Origin of the sequence: Actinomadura sp. BRA 177 (assembly GCF_013372625.1) — a bacterium.
GTDB lineage: Bacteria > Actinomycetota > Actinomycetes > Streptosporangiales > Streptosporangiaceae > Spirillospora.
The window spans coordinates 1-24,136 of sequence record NZ_JABXFD010000385.1; the positions used below are offsets into that span (position 1 = coordinate 1).

At 69.6% G+C, this 24,136-nt stretch carries 23 protein-coding genes and 1 pseudogene; 10 read left to right on the plus strand and 14 right to left on the minus strand.

Translation table 11 applies throughout. From position 1 onward, the window contains the following. Positions 1–29 precede the first annotated feature (29 nt). Together HUX53_RS22520 and HUX53_RS22525 are read right to left on the minus strand one after the other, a co-directional pair. The gene (locus tag HUX53_RS22520) at positions 30–383 is read right to left on the minus strand and encodes an ATP-binding protein (protein WP_217919763.1); all 354 of its coding nucleotides are present in this window, start codon (positions 381–383) and stop codon (positions 30–32) included. Further along, positions 380–637 carry a PDC sensor domain-containing protein gene (locus tag HUX53_RS22525; protein WP_176405207.1) on the minus strand — a complete coding sequence of 86 codons (258 nt, stop codon included), beginning with the start codon at positions 635–637 and terminating at the stop codon, positions 380–382. Before HUX53_RS22525 ends, HUX53_RS22520 begins: the two co-directional genes overlap by 4 nt. A 96-nt stretch (positions 638–733) precedes the next feature. On the opposite strand from HUX53_RS22525, the gene HUX53_RS22530 reads away from it, so the two are divergent. Genes HUX53_RS22530 through HUX53_RS22545 form a run of 4 tightly spaced genes read left to right on the plus strand, consistent with a single transcriptional unit; the run spans position 734 to position 2,274 of the window. Beyond that, on the plus strand, positions 734–1,588 hold the full coding sequence (locus HUX53_RS22530; protein WP_176405208.1) for a helix-turn-helix transcriptional regulator: 855 nt from the start codon (positions 734–736) through the stop codon (positions 1,586–1,588). Further along, on the plus strand, positions 1,563–1,760 hold the full coding sequence (locus tag HUX53_RS22535; RefSeq protein ID WP_176405209.1) for a DUF397 domain-containing protein: 198 nt from the start codon (positions 1,563–1,565) through the stop codon (positions 1,758–1,760). Before HUX53_RS22530 ends, HUX53_RS22535 begins: the two co-directional genes overlap by 26 nt. A 21-nt stretch (positions 1,761–1,781) precedes the next feature. Beyond that, positions 1,782–1,991: a DUF397 domain-containing protein gene (locus HUX53_RS22540; protein WP_309237370.1), complete on the plus strand. Its 210-nt coding sequence runs from the start codon at positions 1,782–1,784 to the stop codon at positions 1,989–1,991. Further along, on the plus strand, positions 1,981–2,274 hold the full coding sequence (locus HUX53_RS22545; protein ID WP_217919764.1) for a DUF397 domain-containing protein: 294 nt from the start codon (positions 1,981–1,983) through the stop codon (positions 2,272–2,274). The genes HUX53_RS22540 and HUX53_RS22545 overlap by 11 nt, the downstream gene beginning before the upstream one ends. Here the strand turns inward: HUX53_RS22545 and HUX53_RS22550 are convergent. Beyond that, the gene (locus HUX53_RS22550; protein WP_176405234.1) at positions 2,262–2,549 is read right to left on the minus strand and encodes a type II toxin-antitoxin system Phd/YefM family antitoxin; all 288 of its coding nucleotides are present in this window, start codon (positions 2,547–2,549) and stop codon (positions 2,262–2,264) included. The genes HUX53_RS22545 and HUX53_RS22550 overlap by 13 nt on opposite strands. Between HUX53_RS22550 and HUX53_RS22555 the strand changes: the two genes are divergently transcribed. Together HUX53_RS22555 and HUX53_RS22560 are read left to right on the plus strand one after the other, a co-directional pair. Further along, positions 2,517–3,110 (plus strand): RNA polymerase sigma factor, encoded by a 594-nt coding sequence (locus HUX53_RS22555; protein WP_309237371.1) that lies wholly within the window; start codon positions 2,517–2,519, stop codon positions 3,108–3,110. The two genes, HUX53_RS22550 and HUX53_RS22555, sit on opposite strands and share 33 nt — an antisense overlap. Then, entirely contained in the window at positions 3,103–4,197 is a 1,095-nt protein-coding gene (locus tag HUX53_RS22560) for a hypothetical protein (protein WP_176405210.1), read from the plus strand. Before HUX53_RS22555 ends, HUX53_RS22560 begins: the two co-directional genes overlap by 8 nt. A gap of 76 nt (positions 4,198–4,273) precedes the next feature. Here the strand turns inward: HUX53_RS22560 and HUX53_RS22565 are convergent, their stop codons facing one another. Continuing rightward, a complete protein-coding gene (locus HUX53_RS22565; protein WP_309237372.1) occupies positions 4,274–4,900 on the minus strand; it encodes a hypothetical protein in 627 nt (208 codons plus the stop codon). A 236-nt stretch (positions 4,901–5,136) separates the two neighbouring features. Further along, entirely contained in the window at positions 5,137–5,769 is a 633-nt protein-coding gene (locus HUX53_RS22570) for a TetR family transcriptional regulator (RefSeq protein WP_176405211.1), read from the minus strand. Between the two features lie 74 nt (positions 5,770–5,843). On the opposite strand from HUX53_RS22570, the gene HUX53_RS22575 reads away from it, so the two are divergent. Continuing rightward, positions 5,844–7,298: a carotenoid oxygenase family protein gene (locus HUX53_RS22575; protein WP_217919765.1), complete on the plus strand. Its 1,455-nt coding sequence runs from the start codon at positions 5,844–5,846 to the stop codon at positions 7,296–7,298. Here the strand turns inward: HUX53_RS22575 and HUX53_RS22580 are convergent. The 3 genes and pseudogenes from HUX53_RS22580 to HUX53_RS22585 form a co-directional block, all read right to left on the minus strand. Next, positions 7,234–8,178, minus strand: coding sequence for an MFS transporter (locus tag HUX53_RS22580; protein WP_217919766.1), 945 nt, complete (start codon positions 8,176–8,178; stop codon positions 7,234–7,236). The genes HUX53_RS22575 and HUX53_RS22580 overlap by 65 nt on opposite strands. A gap of 70 nt (positions 8,179–8,248) precedes the next feature. Next, positions 8,249–8,779: pseudogene (locus tag HUX53_RS43115) on the minus strand (MFS transporter); the annotation flags it as partial. Beyond that, positions 8,683–9,129 (minus strand): MarR family transcriptional regulator, encoded by a 447-nt coding sequence (locus tag HUX53_RS22585; RefSeq protein WP_309237373.1) that lies wholly within the window; start codon positions 9,127–9,129, stop codon positions 8,683–8,685. The gene HUX53_RS22585 and the pseudogene HUX53_RS43115, both read right to left, overlap by 97 nt. A gap of 156 nt (positions 9,130–9,285) precedes the next feature. Between HUX53_RS22585 and HUX53_RS22590 the strand changes: the two genes are divergently transcribed. The 3 genes from HUX53_RS22590 to HUX53_RS42610 all read left to right on the plus strand — a co-directional run bounded on the left by HUX53_RS22590 (position 9,286) and on the right by HUX53_RS42610 (position 17,366). After that, positions 9,286–10,224, plus strand: a complete 939-nt coding sequence (locus tag HUX53_RS22590) for a LysR substrate-binding domain-containing protein (protein ID WP_176405212.1) — start codon at positions 9,286–9,288, stop codon at positions 10,222–10,224. Between the two features lie 122 nt (positions 10,225–10,346). After that, the gene (locus tag HUX53_RS22595) at positions 10,347–13,790 is read left to right on the plus strand and encodes a bifunctional glycosyltransferase family 2 protein/CDP-glycerol:glycerophosphate glycerophosphotransferase (RefSeq protein WP_176405213.1); all 3,444 of its coding nucleotides are present in this window, start codon (positions 10,347–10,349) and stop codon (positions 13,788–13,790) included. 60 nt (positions 13,791–13,850) lie between these two features. Next, entirely contained in the window at positions 13,851–17,366 is a 3,516-nt protein-coding gene (locus tag HUX53_RS42610) for a bifunctional glycosyltransferase/CDP-glycerol:glycerophosphate glycerophosphotransferase (protein WP_176405214.1), read from the plus strand. Between the two features lie 4 nt (positions 17,367–17,370). Here the strand turns inward: HUX53_RS42610 and HUX53_RS22605 are convergent, their stop codons facing one another. The 6 genes from HUX53_RS22605 to HUX53_RS22630 all read right to left on the minus strand — a co-directional run bounded on the left by HUX53_RS22605 (position 17,371) and on the right by HUX53_RS22630 (position 23,923). Further along, entirely contained in the window at positions 17,371–18,075 is a 705-nt protein-coding gene (locus tag HUX53_RS22605) for a bifunctional 2-polyprenyl-6-hydroxyphenol methylase/3-demethylubiquinol 3-O-methyltransferase UbiG (protein ID WP_176405215.1), read from the minus strand. Positions 18,076–18,166: 91 nt separating this feature from the next. Next, positions 18,167–18,955, minus strand: coding sequence for an SRPBCC family protein (locus HUX53_RS22610; RefSeq protein WP_255205519.1), 789 nt, complete (start codon positions 18,953–18,955; stop codon positions 18,167–18,169). A 152-nt stretch (positions 18,956–19,107) separates the two neighbouring features. Then, positions 19,108–19,962 (minus strand): xanthine dehydrogenase family protein subunit M, encoded by an 855-nt coding sequence (locus tag HUX53_RS22615; protein ID WP_176405217.1) that lies wholly within the window; start codon positions 19,960–19,962, stop codon positions 19,108–19,110. Then, positions 19,959–22,358: a xanthine dehydrogenase family protein molybdopterin-binding subunit gene (locus HUX53_RS22620; protein ID WP_176405218.1), complete on the minus strand. Its 2,400-nt coding sequence runs from the start codon at positions 22,356–22,358 to the stop codon at positions 19,959–19,961. The genes HUX53_RS22615 and HUX53_RS22620 overlap by 4 nt, the downstream gene beginning before the upstream one ends. Continuing rightward, positions 22,355–22,894, minus strand: coding sequence for a (2Fe-2S)-binding protein (locus HUX53_RS22625; RefSeq protein WP_176405219.1), 540 nt, complete (start codon positions 22,892–22,894; stop codon positions 22,355–22,357). The genes HUX53_RS22620 and HUX53_RS22625 overlap by 4 nt, the downstream gene beginning before the upstream one ends. Before the next feature lie 186 nt (positions 22,895–23,080). Continuing rightward, positions 23,081–23,923 (minus strand): peptidoglycan-binding protein, encoded by an 843-nt coding sequence (locus tag HUX53_RS22630; RefSeq protein WP_255205520.1) that lies wholly within the window; start codon positions 23,921–23,923, stop codon positions 23,081–23,083. Between the last annotated feature and the right edge of the window lie 213 nt (positions 23,924–24,136).

Here is a 24,136-nt window from a genome sequence, read left to right on the forward strand (position 1 = left end):
CGCCGCTTCGTTGGCAGTGTGAGATGGGTTTAAGAGACGGAACCCCACCCGCCCGGGTCTGGCGCGTCGTCCGGCATGGGCTCCGTCGGCATCGTCAGATCGGGCGTGGACGCCCGCGGCTTCTCCGGGGACGTGTCCCACACCTCGACGCGCAGCCCATCGGGGACGAGGGCCAGGCGCAGCGTAACCGGCTGGTTCCGCGCCGCCCGGACGGAGTTCGTCAGCAGCTCGGACGCGACGAGGACCGCGTCGTCCACCGTGCTCTGCGGAAGCCTCCACTGGAGGGCCTGCGACTCCACGATGAGACGCCCCTCCCGGATGGCGTCCGGTGTCGCGAGAAGGCTCCGGCGCAGCGCCGACGTCCCCTCGATCACGGCGCTCACCGCCGGCCTTCCCAGGCCAGCCCGTCCTGCTGGGCCATGAGGTCGCCGAGCGTGTGGAGGTCGCTCGCGGTGAGCGTGGCGACCAGCCGGCCGTCGCCGTTCCGGATCGCCTCGGGCCGGCGCAGATGCACCGTCCACAGCCCGGTGCCCCGCGCCCGATAAGGCTCGGCCCACCGCCCCTCCACCGGCCGGACGGCCGGAAGCGGGTCCGTTTCGTCTATGAAGTCATCCTTGCGGAATTTGTCGCTACTCATTCCCATGATCGCCTCTGTTGCGGACAGTTCCGTGTTCCGCGCCACAGATTGACAAGCTCGTCATATGCGCGTCATTGTTGCCGACAACATCAGAAAATGAATGAAGTGCGGAGGTGCGCGATCATGGTCCGGCCTTCCCCCGACCCGCACGAATCGATCTACGCGTTCATGGCCTACTACCTGCGCTTCCTGCGCCTGCAGCGCGGCCTGACCCAGGCCGACCTCGCCAAGATCCTCAACTGCTCGATCGGCCAGGTTTCCAAATACGAGTCCGGCGACAAGCAACTCGGCACCCGTGAGTGCACCGCCCTGGACAAAACGTTCGACACGGGCGGAGTGTTCACAATCTGGCTGGGCTACGCAAAACTCGGAATCGACGCAAATGCCCCATCCCGCCTCGACCGCTACCAACGCCGGGCCATCGAGCACTACATGTTCGCTAGCAACTACGTGCCTCTGCCGTTCCAGACCGAGGACTACACGAGGGGAATGTTGGAGGCAGGGCATGCTGCCGGCTTCCTGGACGATGTCGATGGGGCTCTTGAGAGGCGGATGGAGCTCCAAGACGCCATGCTGGACGGACGTCCCGAGATTTGGGCCGTCTTGGATCAGGTCGCCCTGCGCTCGATGGGGCCTCCGGAAGTGATGGAGGCCCAGTGGGAACACCTACTACAAATGGGTAGATTGTTCCACGTGTCGATCCGAATCCTTCCGCTGAGGGCAGCGCCCCACGTCGGCATCGATGGTCCGTTCCACTGCTTCACGCTGCCCAACCGCCGCCACGCAGCGTTCTCGGGTGGTGCGCTAGGAGTGGGACGGGTGATTGATGACCAGGTAGAGGCGGCAGCCGTGGCACTCCGCTTCAACCGGATCGCGGCACGTGCCTGGAGCGAAGATCAGTCTCGTGAGTACCTAGGAGGAATGAGTGAGCGGCTTGACGAACTGGCGTAAGAGCAGTTACAGCCAAACCGGCGGTACGACTGACTGTGTCGAGTTGGCCGCCCTTGCGTGCGGGTTGGGTGTTCGGGATAGCAAGGATGCGTCGGGGCCGCATCTGGTCATCGCGAAAGAGCACCTTGCTGATCTTGTGGCTCGGGTCAAGGCTGGGGAGTGCGACCTTTGAGCTGCGATCCCTGGAGCCGACGTGAGGTTGGAAAGCTGGGCCGAGTCCCGGTGGCGCAAGAGTAGCTACAGCCAGACCCACGGAACCTCCGACTGTGTGGAGCTTGCCTCCCTGGAGGGTGCCGTCGGGATTCGGGACAGTAAGAACCCCTCCGCTGCGCACCTGGTGGTCAGCAGGACGAACTTGGCGGCTCTCGTGGCTCGGATCAAGGGCGGCCGGCTTGACCTCTGATGTGAGCGGCGTTGTCGCCTACCCGCCGCGTTGGCGGAAGAGCAGCCATAGCCACGGTGGCGGCACGACCGACTGCGTTGAGGTGGCCGCCGTTGCGTATGTCTGGCGGAAGAGCAGTCATAGCCAGACCGGCGGGGCGACTGACTGTGTTGAACTGGCCGGCCTTGTGCGCGGGGTGGGGGTTCGGGACAGCAAGGACGTCTCGGGGCCGTGTCTGGTCGTCGTGAAAGAGCAGTTTGCCGGGCTGGTGGCTCGGGTCAAGGCGGGGCGCTACGACCTTTGATCCGGAGCCCGGCTTTGCCGATGCCTTCGTGACCGTTGCGGCAGGCCGCCGCGCAGGCTCTCGATCGAGGCGGCGAGATGGCGGGCGTTGGCGGGGATGCCGAGCAGGAACGCCGTCTCCTTCAGCGACTCGTACTCGCGCAGGCTGATCACGACGGCGGGGTCGCGGTCGGGCCGGGTCACGATGATCTCGTCGTGATCACGTAGGTGGGAGCAGGATCCTGGGGTGCGGCGGAGTGAGGGGTGACCACACCGTTCGCAGAGAGGTACCTCAATGACAGGTCACCGGGCGTGAAGGGCGCGGGGATCGTGCGGCCCGAACCGCGTCAGGCCGACGACTTCGCGGTGCATTACGACGAGCATTTCACCGACATCCACCGCTACATCGCGGGACGGCTGGGACGGGACGTGGCGGACGACATCGCCGCCGACACGTTCGTCATCGCGCTCCACCGGCGGGACCGGTTCGATCCGGAGCGGGGGAGCATCCGCCCCTGGCTGTTCGGCATCGCCACGAATCTGGTGGCGCAGCACCGGCGGCAGGAGTCGCGCCGGTACCGGGCGCTGGCGAAGGCCGGTCCGGAGGCGGTCGACGGCGGGCACGAGGAGCAGGTCGTCAACTGGGTGCGGGCCGAGGGCCTGCAACCGCGCCTCGCCAGGGCGCTGCGTTCGCTGACGCAGGGCCAGCGGGACGTCCTGCTGCTCAGCGCGCTCAGCGAACTGTCGAACCAGGAGATTTCGGAAGCGCTCGGCGTGCCCTACGGCACGGTCACGTCGCGGCTGAGCCGCGCCCGCGCCAAGGTGAAGGCCGCCCTCGGGGAGGACAGCGATGAATGACGACCGCATGATCCGCGCACTGCTGCTGGAGGACCCGCCGTCCGAGGAGGTCATTGCGGAGGGACGGCGGCGGATGCAGGCGGGGAAGCCCGTGGCGCCGCGCCGGGTCGGCCGGCGTCCCGTGTTCGGGCTGGCGGGGGCCGCCGCCGCCATGGCGGTGGGGGCCGCCGCGCTGCTCACCGGCGGCACCACGGAGGGCAGTCCCGGGAGCCCGGACCCCGGTGCGCGGCGCATCCTGCTCGCCGCCGCCGATCACGCGATGAACGAGCCCACCGGACGTTACTGGCACGTCGTGACCGAAGTGGGGAACGTGTACCGCGTCGGGGGAGCAGACGGCTACTCGATCGCCTACGCCGACAGGTGGGATCGCTGGAAGGCGCGGTCAAGCTCCGATCCCGACGTCGAGTACGCCATGGTGGCGCCCGGCGCGAGGCCGCTCACGCCGAAGGACGCCGACGCCTGGGAGAAGGCCGGTTCGCCGCAGAGCATGCGCGTGTGGGCGGACGGCCACTGGTTGACGCTGACCACGAAGGACCTGGGAAAGGTCGGCTGGGAGAAGCAGGTCGCGACACCGGAGCAGAAGAAGGCCGCGCTGGCGCAGCACGACCCGGCGGACATCAAGAAGAAGTGCGCGGCCAACGCCGACCGGACGAGCGAGTGCGAATTTCAGATGCTGACCCTTGAGCAGCAGCTCCAGCGGTTCGGTGAGGATCCCGAGCGGTACAAGACCTTCATGCTCGAGCCCGACGGGACTGCCGCGGTCGACTACCTCTGGAAGGGGCTCCGGCTCATCACCTTGAACCCCGTCCCGTCGCGTGGACGGTCGGTGGTCTTCAGAGCGATGGCGGACGTTCCGGGCGTGCGGGCGGTCGGCGAGGTGAAGGACGCCAAGGGCCGCACCGGAATCGGGCTTGCGATGCGCGACGCCCGGACGGAGACGCGCGTCGTCCTCGACCCGGAGACGTACCGCCTCATGTCCTTCGAGGTGCTCGCCGTGGACGTCCCCAAGCGGAAGCCCGGAGACGTCCTCAGCTACACGACGGTCACCTCGGCAGGCTGGACCAACGAGAAGCCCCACCGCGACTGACTGAGCCGCTCGCCCGCGTCCCCGAGGCGCGGGCGAGCGGCCAACGTGCATCGCGGTCGAACTCGGGTTGCGCCGGTCAGTCGTGCGAGTTCTCGTTTGGCGGTGTGCTGGGCGTTTCCCCTGGCCATGACGGCGGGGGCGGGCCGAATGCGCGACGACCGGCCCGTACCGTCAGGGTGGCCATGGCAGCGTTGGCGCCGCCACCGATCACAGCGCCGATGCCGAACGGTGCCACTCGACCGAGAACGATGACTCCCTGCTTGGTCCCGTACTTCGTGATGAAGTTCTTCCCCAGGATCTTGTTGATCTGACGCAACGTCTCGACCGGCACCTTGGTGACGACCTGGCGTCCCCAGTGTTGTCCCGTACGCTCGGCGACCTTGGAGATGGTGGCGGTGCCGGACCCGCCGAGCATGATGCCCATCACGATCGTCCGGCGGCGCTCGATCTCGTCGATAGGGACGCCGTGGACCTCGGCGATCGAGAGCGCGAAGAGGACGCTCAGCTCAAGAGATGAGAAAGTCTCGCCTGCCGACAGTGCCAGTGCGACGCCCGTGCCGACGCCGGGCGCGGCCGCGGTTCCGCCCACTGCGGCGCCCGTCCCGGTCAAGGCGCTGACGTACATCCGCTCCAGGTTCCGGATCACCTGCGCCGGCGTCGCCTCCGGGTTCCGCTGGCGGGCCCGGGCGATGTTCTTGAGCACCAGCGGGCTCTGGGCGTTGATCGCCTTGTCCAGGAGGTCGAGGACTCGCTGCCCGCGTGCGGCTGGTGCCGGAACCGGTACGTCGGGGGCATCTGCTGACATGCCTTGAACTCCTTGGGGGGTCACGTCGCAACTGAGCCTCCCAACTCAAGCAGTCGAGCGGATCTTGCGCCAGATGGACCGGGTCACCGCCTGCAAGAAGAAAGGCCGAAGGCGGCCACCCGCCCCGGCTGTGTTCAGCGGGGATGGGTGGCGGCGTGGGTGGCGAGGGCTTCGGCGGCGTCGGCGAACATGTCCGCCAGGGTGGACGGGGTGGCGGGCAGGTCGCCGTCCAGCCAGGCGATCAGGTTTTCGCTCCAGCCCGCTACCAGCATGGTGGCGGTGAAGTGCAGTTGGGCGTCGGCGGTGGGCGGGATGTCGTAGAAGGTGCGGGCGTAGTCGATGACGAGGAGCGCGTTGCGGCGGTGGGCGGCGCGTTGGCGGGTGCGCAGGACGGGGCTGGCGGGTGCTTCGATCAGCGCCACGCGGGCCTTGCGGGGGTCGGCGGTGCCCACGGCGAGCGCCGCAGCGGCGGCGGAGCGGACGGTCGTGCGGAGGTCGGCGTCTGGGGCGCCGGCGACTCCCTGCGCGACGGCGTCGGTGATCTCGGTGATGATGCGGTCGTAGACCTCGGTCAGCAGTGCGTCCAGGCCGGTGAAGTTCTCGTAGAAGTAGCGCGGGTTGAGGCCGGCGCGGGCGCAGACCGCGCGCAGGGACGTGGCGCGCAGGCCCTCGGTGCCGAGCAGGTCGAGTGCGGCCTCCAGGAGCGCGGTGCGGCGGTCGGCGCGGCGGCGGTCGGCGGTGACGCCGCCGTAGGTGCGGGAACTCACCCCGCAATCTTGACACAGGCGTTGCCAGATTTTAGGTTTCTGGAAACGGCTGTAGCCAGATGGGGAGGCCCTCCGTGGCGCTGACCACCACTCCGGACATGGGGAAGATCTTCGCCCCGCTGATGCACGAGCACGACTACGTCATCGACGAGGTCGAGGGGGAACTGCCGCGTGAGCTGACCGGGACGCTGTACCGGATCGGGCCGGGGAAGTGGGAGGTCGGGCGCACGCTGATGCACCATCTCTTCGACGGCGACGGGATGGTTTCGCAATTCAGCTTTGACGGGCGGTCAGTCCGGTTCCGCAACCGGTATGTCCGGACGCCGCAGTTCCGGGACGGGATGGTCGCCGGCCAGGCGCGGAAGCCCGGTGTCGGGACGGCTCTGCCGGGCGGGTTCTGGGTCAATTTCGCTAAGTCGAAGGGGCCCGCCAATGCCGCCAATACCGGGGTCGCGGTGCATGCTGATCGGCTGCTGGCGCTATGGGAGGGCGGCCCGCCCTACCGGCTCGACCCGGACACCCTGGAGACCTTCGGCGTCGAGGACTTCAGCGGGCGGCTGAAGGGGATGCTGAAGGCCTTCTCCGCTCATCCGAAGTGGGATCCGGTGACGGGGGAGATGTTCAACTTCGGCCAGGAATTCGCGCCGTTCCCGTCCTTGAACTGCTGGAAGGTCGACCGACAGGGGCGGATGCGGCGGCTCGCCAAGGTGCGGATGCTGAACATGCCCTGGAACCACGATGTGGCGCTGACCAGCGAGCACATGGTGTTCGTCCTGGACCCGTACATGTTCGACCTGCGCACGATGCTGAGCGGCGGGGCCATCTTCGACGCGATCCGGCACCGTCCGGAGAAGGGGACGCGGTTCGTGCTCGTCCCGCGCAACGGCGGCCCGGCACGGATCATCGAGCATGAGACGCTCGTCCACCTGCATGTCGCCAACGCCTTCGAGGACGGCACGGACACGGTCGTCGACATGGTGCTGTTCGACGACTTCGACGCGATCCGGCGCGACCTCACCCAGTTCCGCACGCGGTTCCCCGGGCTGCCGTCCAGCAGGCTCATGCGGTACCGCATCACGCCGTCGGGACGTGTGATCGAGACGCAGTTGGCCGACCTGCCGGGCGAGTTCCCGCAGTACGACTGGCGTCGCTCTACACGTCAGCACCGCTACACCTACATGGCGGGACGGACGGGACCGAGCGGTCAGTACGACACCGTTCTGAAGGTCGACAACGACACCGGCCGCACGCAGCTGCATGAGACGGGACCGCATACGTACGTAGGCGAGCCCATCTTCGTCCCTCGAACGCCTGATGCGGCCGAGGACGATGGGTGGCTGCTGGCCGTGGTCTATCTCGCCGCAGAGCACCGGTCGCAACTCAGCATTCTGGACGCCCGCGGCTTGGAACATGTCGCCACCCTGCGGTTGAAGCACCATCTACCGTTCGGCTTCCACGGCACGTTCACGAGCCGTGTCGCCGACCCCGGGGCTCCGATCCCGCATCCGGATCGGCTGCCGATCCGCTGACGTGGCGGAGTGAGCGGTCGGCCAGCGTCACCGCCAGGAACAGCACAGCGACGGTGAGCATGAACCAGGTCAGGTGGTGCATGCCCGGGGTGTCGGCGCGTTCGGCGAAGAAGACGGCGGTGGCGGACGAGGCGAGGATGGCGCCGAGATAACCGGAGGTGCGCAGCAGGCCCGCCGAGGAGGCCACGCGTTCCGGGTCGGCCTGGTGGTACACGGAGTTCTGCAGCGCGAGGCTCGTCAGGCCCTGCGGCACACCGAAGACCACGGTGATGGCCACGAGGAGCCAGATGGGGCTGTTGGAATGCAACCCCAGGAGCAGCACGCACGCCGTGATCTGCCCGATGGCGGCGACGAGCAGCTTGCTGCGGACCGCGCTGCGCCGTCCAGTGGCGGCGGCCACGGCGATCCCGGTCGCGAACAGCGGCAACTGGAGGAGCCCGGCATGGGACGGCGACAGCCCACGCCCCTCTTGCAGCCACTGCGTGTAGCCGTAGAGGACGGAGTAGGAGACGACGTAGGCGAGCAGGGCGCGGGTGTAGGTGGTGATCAGCGGCAGGTTGCCGCCGAGGACCCGTACGTCGATGAACGGCCTGGACGCCCGCAGTTCGCGCAGCACGAACACCGCCGCCGCGACGGCCGCCAACGCGAGCAGGTACAGGCGGTCCACTCGTGGGTCCATGAGGAACAGCAGGAGCGACAGGAGCGTCCCCGCGAACAGCGCCATGCCCGGTACCTCCAGCACGGCGACCGGTCGTGGACCCTCTGGACGGGCAGGCGGCGGTGTTCGTGGCAGGCGTAGTGCGCCGAGGAGGAACCCTGCCAAGGCGAGGGGGATGTTGAGCGCCAGGGTCGTCCGCCAGCCGCCGAGGCCGATCAGCACCCCGCCGAGGCGGGCCGATGACGGCGGTGGTCTGGGTGGCGATCGCGAGGACGGTCAGCACACCGGCCGGGCTGTTCCGCCCGGTGCGCCGCGCCTCGCTCCGGATCAGGTACATCGCGGCCGGGTAGCCGGCGCAGGTGCCGAACCCCAGCAGCACCCGCGCGGCGATCAGCACGCCCAGGTTCGGGGCGAGCGCGCCGATGACGCCCGCGGCGCCCACCAGGGCGGTCGCGGTGAGGTACAGGCGGCGCGGGCCGAAGAGGTCGATCAGCCGCCCGACCACGGGCTGGCCGACCGCCGTGGCCAGGTAGAGCGCCGAGACGAGCCACGCCGTGCTGGACGGCGGCGCCCCGAACGCCCGCCCGATCGGGATCAGCGACACCGCGATGATCGAGGAGTTGACCGGGTTGAGCACCGCGCCGAGGAGCATCGGCGCGAGGAGTCTGCGGTCGAAGCCGTCCCCGCCGCCGCCGAGCAGCCGCCGGGACAGGCCCGTCCGCGGTGTCACGGCTGGATGAGCCGTTCCACCAGCGTCAGCGCCTCGATGAGGTGGCGGCGTTCCGGTTCGGTGAGGCGGTCCTGCAGCGAGCGGGCCAGCCATTCCTCGCCGGTCCGCCGCTTGTCGTCGAGGTAGGCGAGACCGGCGCCGGTCGGGGACAGCAGCATCCGGCGGCCGTCCCCGGGGTCGGGGTCGCGGCGGATCAGGCCGCGTTCCTCCAGCACGGACAGCGTGGCGGCCATCGACTGCGGCCGGACTCGCTCGGCGGCGGCGAGGTCGCTGGTCGACGCGGGGCCCTGTCGGCTGAGCCGGCTGAGCGCGGACGTCTGCGAGGGGGTGAGGCCCTCGACGTCGTAGGACTCCTTCAGCCGGCGCCGCAGGCGGCTGAACACCACCCGCAACTCCCGGGCCGCCTGGACGGACGACCCGGACAATTCGGCGTTCTCGGTCACCTATCCACGCTAAAAAGCACAGCTCAGACTGTCAAGTTCAGCCTGTGCAGTTCGGCCCGCGCGGTTGTCGCCGGGCGTGGATGTGGTGAAACACACCGCCGTCCGACCTGGGAGGTGTCACGTTCTGTGATCGTTATTGGGTAACGTTCGATCGAGATGGCGAGCAGCAGACCGACGGTGGCGCAGTTGCGGGCGTTTCTGGCGCTCGCCGAACATCTGCACTTCCGGGACGCCGCCGCCGCGCTGCGCATGAGCCAGCCCGCCCTCTCCGGGGCTGTGGCCGCGCTGGAGGACACCCTCGGTACGCGTCTTGTCGAGCGGACGACCCGGAAGGTTCTGCTGACCCCCGCTGGGGAGCGGGTCGCGCGGCGGGCGGAGGTCGTTCTAGCGGAACTGGATCGCCTGGTAGACGAAGTTAAGGCCGTCCAAGGGACGCTGGTGGGGCCGCTAAGGGTGGGTGTGATCCCGACCGTGGCGCCGTATCTGCTGCCCATCGTCCTGCCCAGGCTCGCCAAGGAGTTCCCCGACCTGAAGTTGTCGGTGCATGAGGAGCAGACAGAGCAACTCGTCACGGAACTGCTCGCTGGACGGCTGGACGTGGTCCTCCTAGCGCTGCCCGTGCCCGCCGCCGGTGTCACGGAGATCGCCCTGTACGACGAGGACTTCGTGCTCGTCGCCCCTCCCGGGTTCGAGTTGGGCGATAAGGAGATACCGCGCGAGACGCTGAACGACCTCGATGTCCTCTTGCTCAACCAGGGCCACTGCCTGCGCGACCAGGCCTTGGACGTCTGCCGGGACGTGGGTGCGCGCGCCGCTGCGGCGACCTACGCGACGAGCCTGGCGACGCTGGTACAGCTCGTGTCGGGTGGTCTTGGCGTGACGCTCGTCCCGGAGACCGCGCTGCCGGTGGAGACCGGCCGTGCGCCGAACCTTGAACTGCACCGGTTCACGCCGCCGGCGCCGTTCCGCAGCATCGGGCTCGGTTTCCGGTCGACATCGCCGCGCACGGACGAGTTCGAGGCTCTCGCAGAGAGCGTGCGCATCGCGATGTCCGACTCCGGTGTCGCCCCAGGGATCCGTCCAGCGCGACCGTAATGCGCAGGTAAATCGCGGCTAGATGAGGTCAAGTCTGCGTCAGGGGACGGATTGGCAATGGCGATGCGTGTTCATGTGGTGGCGTAACGTCACCATGCTCGGTGGGGCGAGGAGGAGGCCCCATGTCCCCGAAGCTCAGCGTCGTCGTGCCGTTCCACAACACCGAGGAGTACTTCCGGGAGTGCCTGGAGTCGCTCGCCGGCCAGACGCTGCGCGACCTTGAGGTGATCCTGGTGGACGACGGGTCCGCCGACGGCAGCGCCGTGATCGCCAAGGAGATGTGCGCCCGCGACCAGCGGTTCCGCCTGTTCGCGCGGGAGCAGGAGGGCCCCGGCCCGGCCCGCAACGCGGGGGTGCGGCAGGCGAGGGGCGAGTACCTGGCCTTCGCCGACGCGGACGATGTCGTGGACCGCGACGCCTACGCGCGGCTGGTCGGGTCCCTTGACCGGACGGGGTCCGACTTCGCCTCCGGCAACGTCGAGCGTATGGACGCCGACCGGAAATGGCAGTCGCCGCTGCACGAGGGTGTCTTCACAGAGTCGTGTTCGAGGACGCACGTGTCGTCCAAGCCGGTGCTCATGCGCGACCGTACGCCGTGGAACAAGGTCTACCGGCGTGGGTTCTGGGACAAGGCCGCTCTGGAATTCCCCACGGGCTTCTATGAGGATCCGCCCGTCACGGCGCGCGCGCACGCCCTCGCCCAGTCCGTGGACGTCCTGAGCCAGACCGTCTACTACTGGCGCAAGAGGCCCGGTTCCATCACGGAAGACCGCTACGACTGGGGCAACATCAGCCAGCGCATGGCATCGGCCCGTGCACTGCGCGAAGGGCTGGCCGGCTATGCGCCGACCCTGCTGAACGCCTACGACCAGCACGCCCTCATCCCGATCGAGCTTCGCGTCCTGTTCGAGGCCCTCCCCAGGACACAGGACGAACACCGCGAGGAACTCGTCGCCATGGGCGCCGCGCTGGCGCGGGAGATCAGCCCGCGCGTGGTGAAGCGGCTGCCCGCGCTGACGCGCCTGCAACTGCACCTGCTCTGCCACTGGATGCTGCCGGAGCTGCTGGAGGTCCTGCGGTTCGGCCAGCTCCGGAAGGCGGGGGACGCGCCGCGGGTCCGGCGCGGCCTGCGGCACCGCTGGTTCGCCGAGTTCCCGTACTTCGAGGACGAGGAGCGGGCCGTCCCGGCGCATGTGTACGACGTGACCGACGAGCTGAAGCCGGTCGCCGCCATCGACCGGGCCACCTGGGCGGACGGGCGGCTCCGCATCGAGGGGCACGCCTACATCCGGCACCTGGACTCCTCCACCGAGGACGGCTCCCGCATCCGGGTGTGGCTGGTCGCGGCGAACAAGCGCGGCCTGATGCGCGTCCCGGTGCGGCGGGTCCGCCGGCCGGACGTGACCGCCCGGTCACGGCAGTCGGCGGTCTCCTACGACTGGTCCGGGTTCGTCGCGGAGATCGACCCGGCGGCGCTGAAGATGTTCGGCCGCTGGCGGGACATCGACTGGGTCCCGTGCGTGGAGATCGTCAACCAGGGGCTGCGGCGGCGCTGCACGTTCGCGAACCCGCGCCTCACCGGCCGGCAGTGGCCGGACGACCGGGAGTGCGCGCCGGGCGTCCTGGTCCAGGGCGTCGCGGCCCGGAACCGGTTCGTGGTGCAGGTGCGGCGGACGCCGGCGGCGGTCGTCGGCTGCCATCTGGAGCGCGGCGACCTGTGCCTGGACGGCTGGAGCCGCGTTCCGCTCGGCGACGAGCCGCGCCTGACCGCCGTGCCGAAGGCGGGCCGCGCCACGGTGACCGGCCCGGTCGAACGGGTCGGCGGCGAAGGCTTCCGGGCCAGGCTGCCCGTGGCCGGGCTGGCCCGGCGGAAGGGCGACTGGGAGATCAGCCTGCCCGGCGGCGTCCGCCCCTACCTGGACGAGGACGCCGCCGGAACCGCGTTCCCCGTCCCCGGCGGTGAATTGGAGATCGCCCGGACGCGGCGGAGCACGCTGCGGATCGTCGTGCGCGGACGGGCCCTCATCGTCGACGAGCTGTCCTGGTCGTCCGACGGTGCGCTGCATCTGGCGGGCACGTGCACCGACCGTGGCGGACGGCCGGAATCCTTGTTCCTCCGGCGGCGACGGTCGTCCGAGGAACACATCGTCAGGTTGCTCTGGGAAGGCGACCGTTTCACTGCGAAGTTCGCTCCCGCACGCATGCCCGTGCTCGGGCTGTCCCGTCCCTTGGTCGCAGGCCGTTGGGACGTCCTCACGACCATCAGCGGGCAGGAACAACCGGTCGTCATCAGACGCCACACCCTCCGCGAACTGCCGGAGCCGTTCGAGGCGGGCCTGCACCGCATCACCGTCCGCGCGCAGAAGACCGAGCAGCTGATCCTGCGGATCGAGACCGCCCTGGACGACGACGAGCGCGGAGCCTACGCGCAGAGCCGGATCCGGTCCGGGCACTACCGGCGCCACCTCAACCTGCCCGTGCGCGACCTCGCCGTGTTCGACGCGTACCGGGGACGCCAGTACTCGTGCAACCCGCGCGGCATCTATGACGAGCTTCGGCGACGCGAAACCGACCTGGAGTGCGTGTGGGTCACCGAGAACGGTCAGTTCGGTCGGCCGACGGGTGCACGCACCGTTCTGGTCGGCACGCGTGAGCACTATGAGGCGCTCGCCCGCGCGCGCTTCATCTTCGGTAACTGGTCGCAGCGGGACTGGTTCACCAAACGCGACGACCAGACGTACGTGCAGTGCTGGCATGGGACGCCGCTGAAGAAGCTGGGGTACGACGTCAAGGAGATGCCCTACAAGCGGACCGAGGGCGTCGACTGGATGGAGTACGACGTCCCGCAGTGGGATCTGCTGCTCGCGCAGAACGCGTTCTCCGTGCCGCTGTTCCGGCGAGCGTTCGGCTATGACGGGGACGTCCTCGAAAGCGGCTATCCCCGTAACGACGTTCTGAGCAGCCCGCACCGCGACGAGATCGCGGCGGCCGTCAGGCGGCGGCTGGGGATCCCCGAGGGCAAGCGCGTCGTCCTGTACGCGCCGACCTGGCGGGACGACTTCCACCACGCGATCGGCAAGCGCGCGTTCCGCCTCGAATTCGACCTCGACCGGTTCAGGGCGGCGCTGGGCCGCGACCATGTGCTGCTCCTGCGGACGCACTATCTCGTCACCGACCGGCCGAAGCTGAAGCCGGGCGACTGCGTGATGGACGTGTCCGTCTACCCCGACATCTCCGAACTCTTCCTGATCAGCGATGTGCTGGTCACGGACTACTCGTCGTCCATGTTCGACTTCGCGGTCACCGGCCGGCCGATGGTGTTCTTCACCTACGACCTGGAGCGCTACCGCGACCACGTGCGCGGCTTCTACTTCGGCTTCGACGCCGAGGCGCCCGGCCCGCTGCTGGGCACGTCCCGGGAGGTCGTCGAGGCGCTGCGCGACCCGGCCGCGTTGGAGACCGGGTACCGGGACGCGCGCGCCGCCTTCGCCGCCCGGTACTGCCCGCACGACGACGGCCGCGCCGCCGCCCGCGTGCTCGACCGGGTCCTCCAGCCCGGTCACTGACCAACTGGTCACTGACCAACTCCACGCAAGAACCCCGCTCACCCCAACACGGAGTCGCTCGTGTCCCCGCAGATCAGCATCGTCGTCCCGTTCCGCAGCACCGGCGGCCGCCTCGCCGAGTGCCTGGAGTCGCTCGCAGGCCAGACCTTGCGCGATGTCGAGGTCCTCATGGTGGACGACGGGTCCGGCGACGGCGGCGCGGCCGTCGCCAAGGAGTTCGCCGGGCACGACGACCGCTTCACGCTGCTCCAGCCGGGCCCCGCCGCATCGGCCGCCGACGCCGGCGTGGAGCAGGCCAAGGGCCGGTACCTGGCCTTCGCGGACGGCGAGGACGCGCTACCGCCCTACGCCTACGAACTACTGGTCGGCACCCTCGACGCGACCGGATCGGACCTCGCCGGCGGAAACGTCATGTGCCTGGACGGCGAACAGGTGTGGCAGTCACCGCTGCACAGCGAGCCCTACACGAAGACCCTCAAGTCGACGCATGTCACCCGTCACCCCACCCTCCTGCAAGACCGGACGCTCTGGAACAAGGTGTACCGGCGTTCGTTCTGGGACGCGCACCGCTTCGAGCTGGGCGCGGACCAAGACGCGTTGGTCGCCGTCCAGACCCAGCTTCTGGCCTCGGTCGTGGACGTGCTCGACACGACCGTCTACTTCTGGCGCGACCGTCCGGGAACGGCGACGCGGCTCCGCCCTGACCCCGCCCACATCACCGATCGGATGGCGACCCTCGCGAAGGTCCGGAACTTCGTCCACGACCATGCGCCGGAGCTTCTGGCCGTCCACGACATGTACGCGCTGGACCTGGACGTGCGCGAGCTGATGCTCGCCCTGCCCGCCACGACCTGGGAAGAACGCGAACGCCTGGTCGAGTTGGGCGCGGAGGTCGTCGCCGACGCCGACCGTTCGGCCACCGACGGGCTGGACGCGATCAGGCGACTGGCCCTGCATCTGCTCCGCGAGCGCATGCTGCCCGAACTGCTCGACGTGCTCCGGTTCGAGGAGGACGGGCTCCAGGACGTACCGGTCGTCCCCAGGGGACGGATCCGTCCGCGCTGGTACGCCCGCTACCCCTTCTTCGACGACGCGGAACGCGAGATCCCCCTGGACGTCTACGACGTCACCGACGAGATCGGTCTGTGGGCGGATGTCGACCGTGTCGAATGGGACGTCGACACCCTCATCGTCGAAGGGCACGCCCACTTCGACAAGCTCGACGTGTCGGCAGAAACCGAATCCCGTATCCGCGTCTGGATGCGGGACGCGAAGACCGGCAGAGAGATCCGGCTCCCGGTGGTACGGACCCGCTGCCCGGAGGTCACGGCACTGTCCGGCCAGTCGAACGTCTCCTACGACTGGTCCGGGTTCACCGTGCGGGTGGAGCCCGAGTACCTGCTGGACGGCGACGAATGGCGGACGGCCACCTACGAGCTGCTCGCCGAGGTGTCCACGGCGGGACGCCGGGCGGTGCAGCGGCTGACCGCGTCCGCCCCGGCCGTGCGCTGGACGGCGGCGCGGCAGGTGGACGAGCACGTGGCCGTCCAGCCCGCGGCCGGCGACGACGACGTGTTCGTCGTGCACGTCAAGCGGGCCAAGGCCGTCCTCACCCGGATCCGCCGCGACGGGGACGTGCTCGAACTGACCGGCTGGACGCGGCGGGCCCTCGGCGCCGGCGTCGCCATGGTCGCGGCCCGCCGGCACGGGGGAGAGGAGATCCGCGGCGAGGTGACGCTGCGCCAGTCGTCCGTCCTGCGCATGGCGGAGGGCACCGGGTTCGACTTCACGGCGAAGCTCCCGCTCGAATTGCTGACCTCCACCGGCGACGGCTCCTCGCCCCACCAGCCGCACCTGCGGGACGCCATCGACTGGGATATCCGGCTGACCGGTGAAGGCGGCCCCCTGCGGCTCACCGTGGCGAGCAACGTCAAGCCCGTCCGGTTCGCGCTGCCGGGGGACGGCCGGGAACTGGCCCTCACGCGGACGGCGTTCGGCAACCTGCGCGCCGTCGAGCGCACCTTCCGTCCCGTCGTCCGGGCCGTCGAATGGGACGCCGGCGGGCACCTCACCCTCACCGGCGACTTCGCCGACCCGGAGGACAGGCCCGACCACTTCGTCCTGCGGCGGCGCCGCTCGGGCGACGAGTACCGCATCCCCGTCACCTGGGAGCAGCACCGCTTCACCGCCGCGTTCACACCCGCGACGATGGCCGTGTTCGGCGCCGACCTACCGCTGACCAGCGGAACATGGGACGTGCTGGCGCGCGCGCGTTCCGGCGAGGTGTCGGTGGTCGTCGAACGTGAGGCGATCCCAGGCCTGCCCCACCGGCGACGTGTCGGCACCCACGAATTCGAGGTCGGCGTACACCAGATCGACGCGTTGACGCTGGAGAGCCGTCCCGCCCTGGGCGACGACGAGCGAGGCGGCCACGCGCAACTGCTGCTCCAGCAGCGCGACTATCCCGTCTATCTGCGAAGCCCGCTGAAGGACATCGTCGTCTTCGACAGCCATGACGGGACCCAGTACAGCTGCAACCCCAGGGCCATCTACGAGGAACTCGCCCGACGCAACCCCGACCTCGAATGCGTGTGGGTCACCCAGGACGGCCAGTTCTCCATCGACTTCGCGACCGACGTGAAGACCAGGACGGTTCTGGCCGGAAGCCGCGAGCACTACCGCGTCCTCGCGCGCGCGCGACACATCATCACCAACCACGGGCTTCCGCCCTGGTTCTTCAAGCGCGACGGCCAGACCTACGTCCAGACCTGGCACGGCAGCCCGCTGAAGCGCCTCGCCCACGACCTCCGGGACATGCCCTACCAGCGCACCGAACGCCACGACTGGATGCAGTGGGAGGTGCCGCGATGGGATCTGCTGGTGTCCCCGAGTCCGTACGCCACCCAGATCATGCGCCGGGCGTTCCGCTACGACGGGGACGTCCTGGAGACCGGATATCCGCGCAACGACATCCTCAGCACTCCCGAATGGGAGAGCGTCGGGACGCGCGTTCGCAAGCGCCTGGGAATCCCCGACGGCAAGAAGGTCGTCCTCTACGCGCCCACATGGCGGGACGACCGCCGCCACGGCCCCGGTAAGCAGGGCTTCTCGCTGGACCTGGACGTCGAAACCGTGCGGCGAACCCTGGGCGACGACCACGTCCTCCTACTGCGGACGCACCACCTCGTCACCGACAAGCCCCGTTCGACGGCGGACGACTTCGTCATGGACGTGTCCCGTTACCCCGACATCGCCGAGCTCTACATGGCGGCGGACGTGCTCGTCACCGACTACTCGTCCGCCATGTTCGACTACGCCGTCCTAGGCCGCCCGATCATCCTCTACACGCCCGACCTGGAGCGGTACCGCGACCATGTGCGCGGCTTCTACCTCGACCTGGTGGCGGAGGCACCCGGCCCGGTCGTGTCGACGTCGGCGGCGCTCGCAAAGGCGGTCAAGGCGGCGCCCGACAGCGAAGACCGCTACGCCGACGCCTACGACCGCTTCTTCGTGAAGTACTGCCCCCACGACGACGGCAACGCCGCGGCCAGGATCGTCGACCGCGTGTTCAAATGACGCGTCAGCCGGGGCGACGGGCTCGGGCGAACAGCCACACGCCCGGGCGCCCGGACACCACCGGCAGGCGCCGCTCCAGCGCGGCCGACAGCCGCAGCGCCTCATTGGCGAGCGGATGCAATGGCGCCAGGTCCTCGCGGCGCGCCGTCCGGTGCCTCAGCCGGCGCAGGAGCGGACGGAGCAGCACGCCCCGGCTCCACACCGCCTCCAGCACCAGCCCGGCGCCCTCGACCAGCTCGGCGAGCGTGCGGCGGGTGTGACGGCGGACGCGGCCGAGCGCCACGTCGTGCGCCGACCACAGCGCCATGTCGCACGGCACGGACAGCAGCGCGATCCCGCCCGGACGCAGCACCCGGGCGATCTCCGCCGCCGCCCGCGCGTCGTCCTCGATGTGCTCCAGGACGTCCAGCGCCAGCGCGAGGTCGTACTCGCACGGCGGGAGCGGCAGATAGCGGGCATCACCCTCATACGCCTCGACGCCGTGCGCGCGCGCCAGCGCCACGGCGGCCGGGCTCAGATCGATGCCGGTCGCCCGCCAACCGTGCTCGGCCAGCACCCGGCAGTGCGCACCGGACGCGGCGCCGATGTCGACGGCCGTCCCCGGCACGCTGAACCGCAGCAGCTCCGCGGACAGGATCTCCCGCCGCTCGCGGTACCACCAGTTGTCGTCCTCGATCCGCGCGATCCGCTGAAGCTCGATGGTTTCCACGGGACAAGCCGACGGCATCGGCGGCGGCCCGTTCCACCGTCGCCGCCGTCCACCGGCGGATCGTTGACCCCGGTTTGACCCCCGATAAGCGTCAGCGCTTGCGGCGCCGCCGCCGGACGAGGAACCGGACGGCCAGCAGCAGCGCGACCAGGCCGCCGACCGCCGGGACGGCCCGCTTCGCGACCGACGGGCCCGCGACCTCCAGCAGGTCGATCGCGTCGTCCTCGTCCGCCACGTGCAGCTGCCGCCGGGCGGGACGTTCCGGCACGGCCGCCTCCGCCCGTGCCGCGGCCTCGTCCGTGGCCTGCACCGGGCCGGGCTTGTCGGCCGGCTCCGCGGGCTTCGCGGACGCCACCCCGGTCTCGGCCTCCACCTCCGGCTTCGCGGCCTCGGCGGGGCTCTCAACGGGCGCGGCGGCCACCGCGGACTCCCCGGACGACTCCAGCTCGGTCGCCAGCGCCTTCGCGAACCGCGAAATGATCTTCGAACCGACCTCGGACAGGATGTTGCGGCCGAACTGCGCCGGCCGTCCCGTCACGTTCAGCTTGGTGTGCACGGTCACCCGCGTCGTGCCGCCGCCCTGCTCGTGCAGCCGCGCCTGGACGGTCGCCGACGCCGTGCCGGAGCCGCGCGCCTCCTTCGCGGACGCCTCCATCGTCACGACCCGGGCCGACTCGTCCGCCGAGACGATCCGCGCGGTGCCGCGGTAGGTGATGGTCATCGCGCCGACCTTCACCTTCATCCGCCCCGAGTACTCCTCGCCCTCGACCGAGTCGAGCGTGGCGCCCGGCATGCAGGCCGCGACCCGCTCCACGTCGAGCAGCACCGACCAGGCCTGATCCACCGGTACGGGGACGGTGAAATCGTGGTCGAGCTCCATGATCAATGTCCTTATCGTCCGGAGAACTTGTCCGCGACCCTACGGCGGTGGCCCAGCCCGTGGCCAGTGGGGGCCACCGACAGGCAGTCCGTTACCCGGGCGCGGGGCGATCATGCGGCCGGGCCCCGCGGGGCCCGGCCGCACGATCCGCGTCAGCCCGCGGCGGCCGCGAGCGCCCGCGCGGTGAGCACCGTCGCCAGATGCGTCCGGTACTCCGACGACCCGTGCAGATCGGTGGGCGGTTCGGTACCGGCCGCCGCCTGCGCGGCGGCGGTCCGGAACGCGTCCTCCGACGCGGACCCGCCCCGGACGGCGATCTCCACCGCACTGGCCCGCACGGGTGCCGGACCCATGTTGGTCAGCGCGACCCGCGCGTCCTCGATCCCGTCACCATTGCGGCGGACGGCGCACGCCACACCGACGATCGCCCACGCCTGCGCAGTCCGATGGAACTTCTCGTAGTGGACGCCCCAGCCCGCGCCCAGCTTCGGCACGCGCACGCCCACGAGCAGTTCGTCCGGCTCCATCGACGATGTCATCCAGTCGACGAAGAACTCCGACGCCGGGATCTCCCGCTCACCGCGCACGGACTGGACGAGGAACACCGCGTCCAGCGCCAGCGCGACCGCCGGGAGGTCGCCCGCCGGGTCGGCGTGCGCCAGCGACCCGCCGAACGTGCCGCGGTGCCGGACGGCCGGGTCGGCGACCGTCTCCGTCGTCTCCGCGATCAATGGCACGTGCTCGCGCACCAGCGGATCGCGGATCACCTGGTGGTGCGTCGCCATCGCGCCGATGACGATCCCGTCGCCGTCGTCGCGGATCTCCCGCAGCCCGTCGATCCGGTCCAGGTCGATCAGCGCGTCCGGGATGGCGAGCCGCATCCGCAGCAGCGGCATCAGGCTCTGCCCGCCGGCCAGCACCTTCGCGTCCTCGCCCGCGTCGGACAGCGCCCTCGCGGCGTCGTCCAGCGAGGCGGGCCGCACGTAGTCGAACGTCGCGGGGATCACTGGTCACCTCCGGCCGAGCCGAGCCCGCCGCCGGCGCCCGGTTCGGCGGCCGCCGGTTTGGTTTCGCCGCGCAGCGCGCGCCAGACGCGTTCCGGCGTGCACGGCATCGGCACGTCGTGCACGCCGTGCGGGCGCAGCGCGTCCACGATCGAGTTCACGACCGCCGGGGTGGACGCGATCGTGCCCGCCTCACCGACGCCCTTCACGCCCATGGGGTTGGTCGTCGCGGGCGTCTCGGTGCGGTCGGTCGTGAACGTCGGCAGGTCCGCCGCCGACGGGATCAGGTAGTCGGCCATCGTGGTCGTCGTCAGGTTGCCGTCGGCGTCGTACACGGCCTCCTCGTACAGCGCCTGGGCGATGCCCTGCGCGAGCCCGCCGTGGACCTGCCCCTCCACGATGAGCGGGTTGACGACATTGCCCACGTCGTCCACCGCCACGTACTTGCGTATCTTCACCATCCCCGTCTCTGTGTCGACGTCCATCGCGCACAGGTGCGTGCCGTGCGGGAAGGAGAAGTTGTCCGGGTCGAACGTGGCGTCGGAGTCGAGCGAGGGCTCGATGCCGTCCGGCAGGTCGTGCGCGGCGAACGCGGCCAGCGCGACCTCCTGCAGCGTCTTGCCCTCCTCCTGGACGCCGCGGACGCTGAACCGTCCGCCGGTGAACTCAAGGTCCTGCTCGGACGCCTCCAGCAGATGCGCCGCGATCGTACGGGCCTTGTCGACGACCTTCTCGCATGCGGAGAACAATGCGACCCCGCCCACGGCCAGCGAACGGGAACCGTACGTGTCCATGCCCTTGTGCGAAATCGCCGTGTCGCCGTGCAGGACCTTCACGTCCTCGAACGGGACACCGAGCCGGTCGGCGGTGATCTGCGCCCAGGCCGTCTCATGGCCCTGCCCATGCGCGGACGAACCCGTGATCACCTCGACCTTGCCGGACGGCAGGACACGCACTGCCGCGTGCTCCCAGCCGCCCGCGCCGTACGACAGCGAGCCCAGCACACGGGACGGTGCGAGGCCGCACATCTCCGTGAACGTGGACACCCCGATGCCGAGCTGCACGGGATCCTGCCGTTCGCGCCTGTCGGCCTGCTCCGCGCGGAGCTTGTCGTACTCGAACAGCTCCAGGGCCTTGTCGGTCGCCGCCTCGTAGTTGCCGGAGTCGTACGTGAGGCCCGCGATCGTCTCGTACGGGAACTCCTCGTGCTTGATCCAGTTGCGGCGCCGTACCTCGATGGGGTCGATGCCCAGTTCGGCGGCCAGCTCGTCCATCATGCGCTCGATCGCGTACGTGGCCTCTGGACGACCCGCGCCCCGGTACGCGTCGGTGGGCACCTTCGTCGTGAACACGCCCGTGCAGGTGAACGACAGCGCGTCCATCTTGTAGATGCCGTTGAACATGAACGCGCCCAGCAGCGGGATGCCGGGCGTGACCAGCATCAGGTACGCCCCCATGTCGGCGAGCAGATCCACCTTCAGGCCACGGATGCGGCCGTCCTGCTCCGCCGCCAGCGTGAGCCGCTGGATCTGGTCGCGTCCATGGTGGACGGTCATGTTGCCTTCGCTGCGCGTCTCCGACCACTTGACCGGACGGCCCAGCCGGCGCGCCAGCAGCAGCGCGAGGACTTCCTCCCCGTACACCTGCAGCTTGGAGCCGAAACCGCCGCCGACGTCCGGTGCGACGACCCTGAGCCGGTGCTCGGGGATACCGGTGACCGTGGCCAGCATCAGCCGCAGGATGTGCGGGATTTGCGTGGCCGAGTACAGCGTGAACTCGTCCCCCTCCGGCACGCACAGCACCGACCGCGGCTCCATCGCCGTGGGGATGAGCCTCTGCTGGACGTAGCGGCGCTCAATGACGACCGGTGCGTCCCTCATCGCGGCGTCGAGATCTCCGTTCTCGAACACCCACGTGTAGGACTTGTTCGTCCCCAGGTCGTCGTGGACGAGGTCGGCGCCCTCGGCCAGTGCCGACTCCATGTCCACCACCGCGGACAGCGGCTCGTAGTCGACGTCGATCTCTTCCAGGGCGTCGACGGCCGCGGCCTTGTCCCGGGCCACGACACAGGCGACGGGCTCGCCGACGTAGCGCACCTCGGTCACCGCCATCGGCGGATGGTCCGGGTGCTTCATGTCTTCGGTCACGACCCACGCGCACGGCAGGGACCCCTGCTCGTCGGCGAGATCCTGACCGCTGTACACGGCGACCACGCCCGGGCTCTGCTTCGCGCGCGACGTGTCGACGTTCGTGATGTGGGCGTGCGAGATCGGGCTGCGCAGGAACGCCACGTGCAGCGTCCCCGCCGGCGTCATGTTGTCGGTCCACCGGGTCCGGCCGGTGATGAGCCGGGCGTCCTCCGACCGCTTGCGCGGGCTGCCGACCTCCTGCACGGTCACGGCGTCACCTCCTGCCCGGCGGGCTCGCGCATGTCGCTCGCCGCCCGCCGCACCGCCTTGACGATGTTCTGGTAGCCGGTGCACCGGCACAGGTTGCCTTCGAGGCCCTCCCGGACCTCGTCCTCGGACGGGTCGGGGTTCTCCCGCAGCAGATCGAGCGACGCCATGATCATGCCGGGCGTGCAGTAGCCGCACTGGAGCGCGTGCTCCTCGTGGAAGGCCGTCTGCAGGGGGTGCTGCCGAGCGGAGCTCGTCGCTTGATTGGTGGTGGGCGGGGGCTGGAGGACGGTGCCGTCGACGCCGAGGCCCTCGACGGTCGTCACGTCGCGGCCGTCCGCCTGGACGGCGAGCACGGAGCAGCTCTTCACGCTCATCCCGTCCATCAGGACGGTGCAGGCTCCGCAGTTGCTGGTGTCGCACCCGACCGGGGTCCCGACCTTCCCCAGCCGTTCGCGCAGATAGTGGACGAGAAGGAGGCGCGGTTCGACGTCGTCCTCGTACGTCGCACCGTCGACCTCGACACGGATACGTGGCATGCGTTTCTCTCCCAGGGACGTCTCGGGGTGGACATGCAGAAGAGACGTCCCCAGGGCGGGGCGCGCTGGTCAGGCCACGTCATCGGGGCCACCTCCGTGGAAGGCGGTCCTACGAACCTAATCCGCGGTTGAATCCCGTACTAGCCCCCTGCATCGCTTATTTACCGAGGTCTGGGGCAATACTGGCTAGTGCACGCGAAGGAGAACCGACCAGGTTATCGGACCGACGATGCCGTCGTCATCGACTCCGCCCCACCGCTGAACCGCCTTGACGGCCGCCTCGGTCGTGTCGTCGAACGTCCCCGTCATCCGCACCTCCGGATGACTCCGCGCCAGCAGCAACCCCTGCACGCTCTGCACATGCTCGCCGGTGTCGCCCTTGCTCAGCTCCGGGAGATTCCGCACCATGTCCTCCGTCCAGTTGCCCCCGCCGTAGGAGGGCCGTCCGTAACCGGCGATCACGTTGGAGCCGCGGACGCGGCGCTTCACCGCGTCGTCGGTGTTGCCCTCGATGGTCTGCAGCCGTCCGCCGCCGAGCACGACCTCGACCACGCCGACGTGGTCGATCGCGCTGATGTTGTTGGACGCGCCCCAGTCGAAGAACACGATGTCGCCGGCCTTCGCCTGGTTGACACTGGCGGTCGTCCCGCTGTGCCAAAAACCGACTCTTTGGAAATCCTGGGCATGCCAGACTGTAAATGCGCGATCTCCCGCAGGTAGGACGGCGGTCGTGTTACCACTGTGCCGCGCCCAGTAGGTGACGGCCATGTCGCACCAGGCCGCCCTGAGGAACGCGTCCCCGTGCCTGGACGCGTACTCCCTGGTGATGGTGTTAGGACGGCCGGACATTCCCAGCGACTTCCGAGCCTCACTGATCATCCCGGTCGCGCCGGTCGCCGCAGCGCTGATCTTCTTCTCGGCCCGGAAGACCCCATCGGCGTCCGGTTCGCCGAAGAGCTCCCGGAGCACCTGCTCCTCGTCGGGCTCGGTGGGGTGATGGACGCCGTAATGCACGTCCACCTCGTCCATATGGGCTGCTTCGTTGGCATCTGTTCGGTTTTCGGCGATCACATGCTCCTCCAGGAGCGCCGTAATGGGATAAACCCTTACTTCTCCTGAATTTGCGTCAAAACACACCCAAGGGCCGGGCCGTCGGCGGCACGCCGGTCAACGAGGCGATGAGCAGGGGTTTCGGGGTAGGGGCCCGGTATGTTCCTCTTCTTCTCGTCCCGGCTCGGCTGT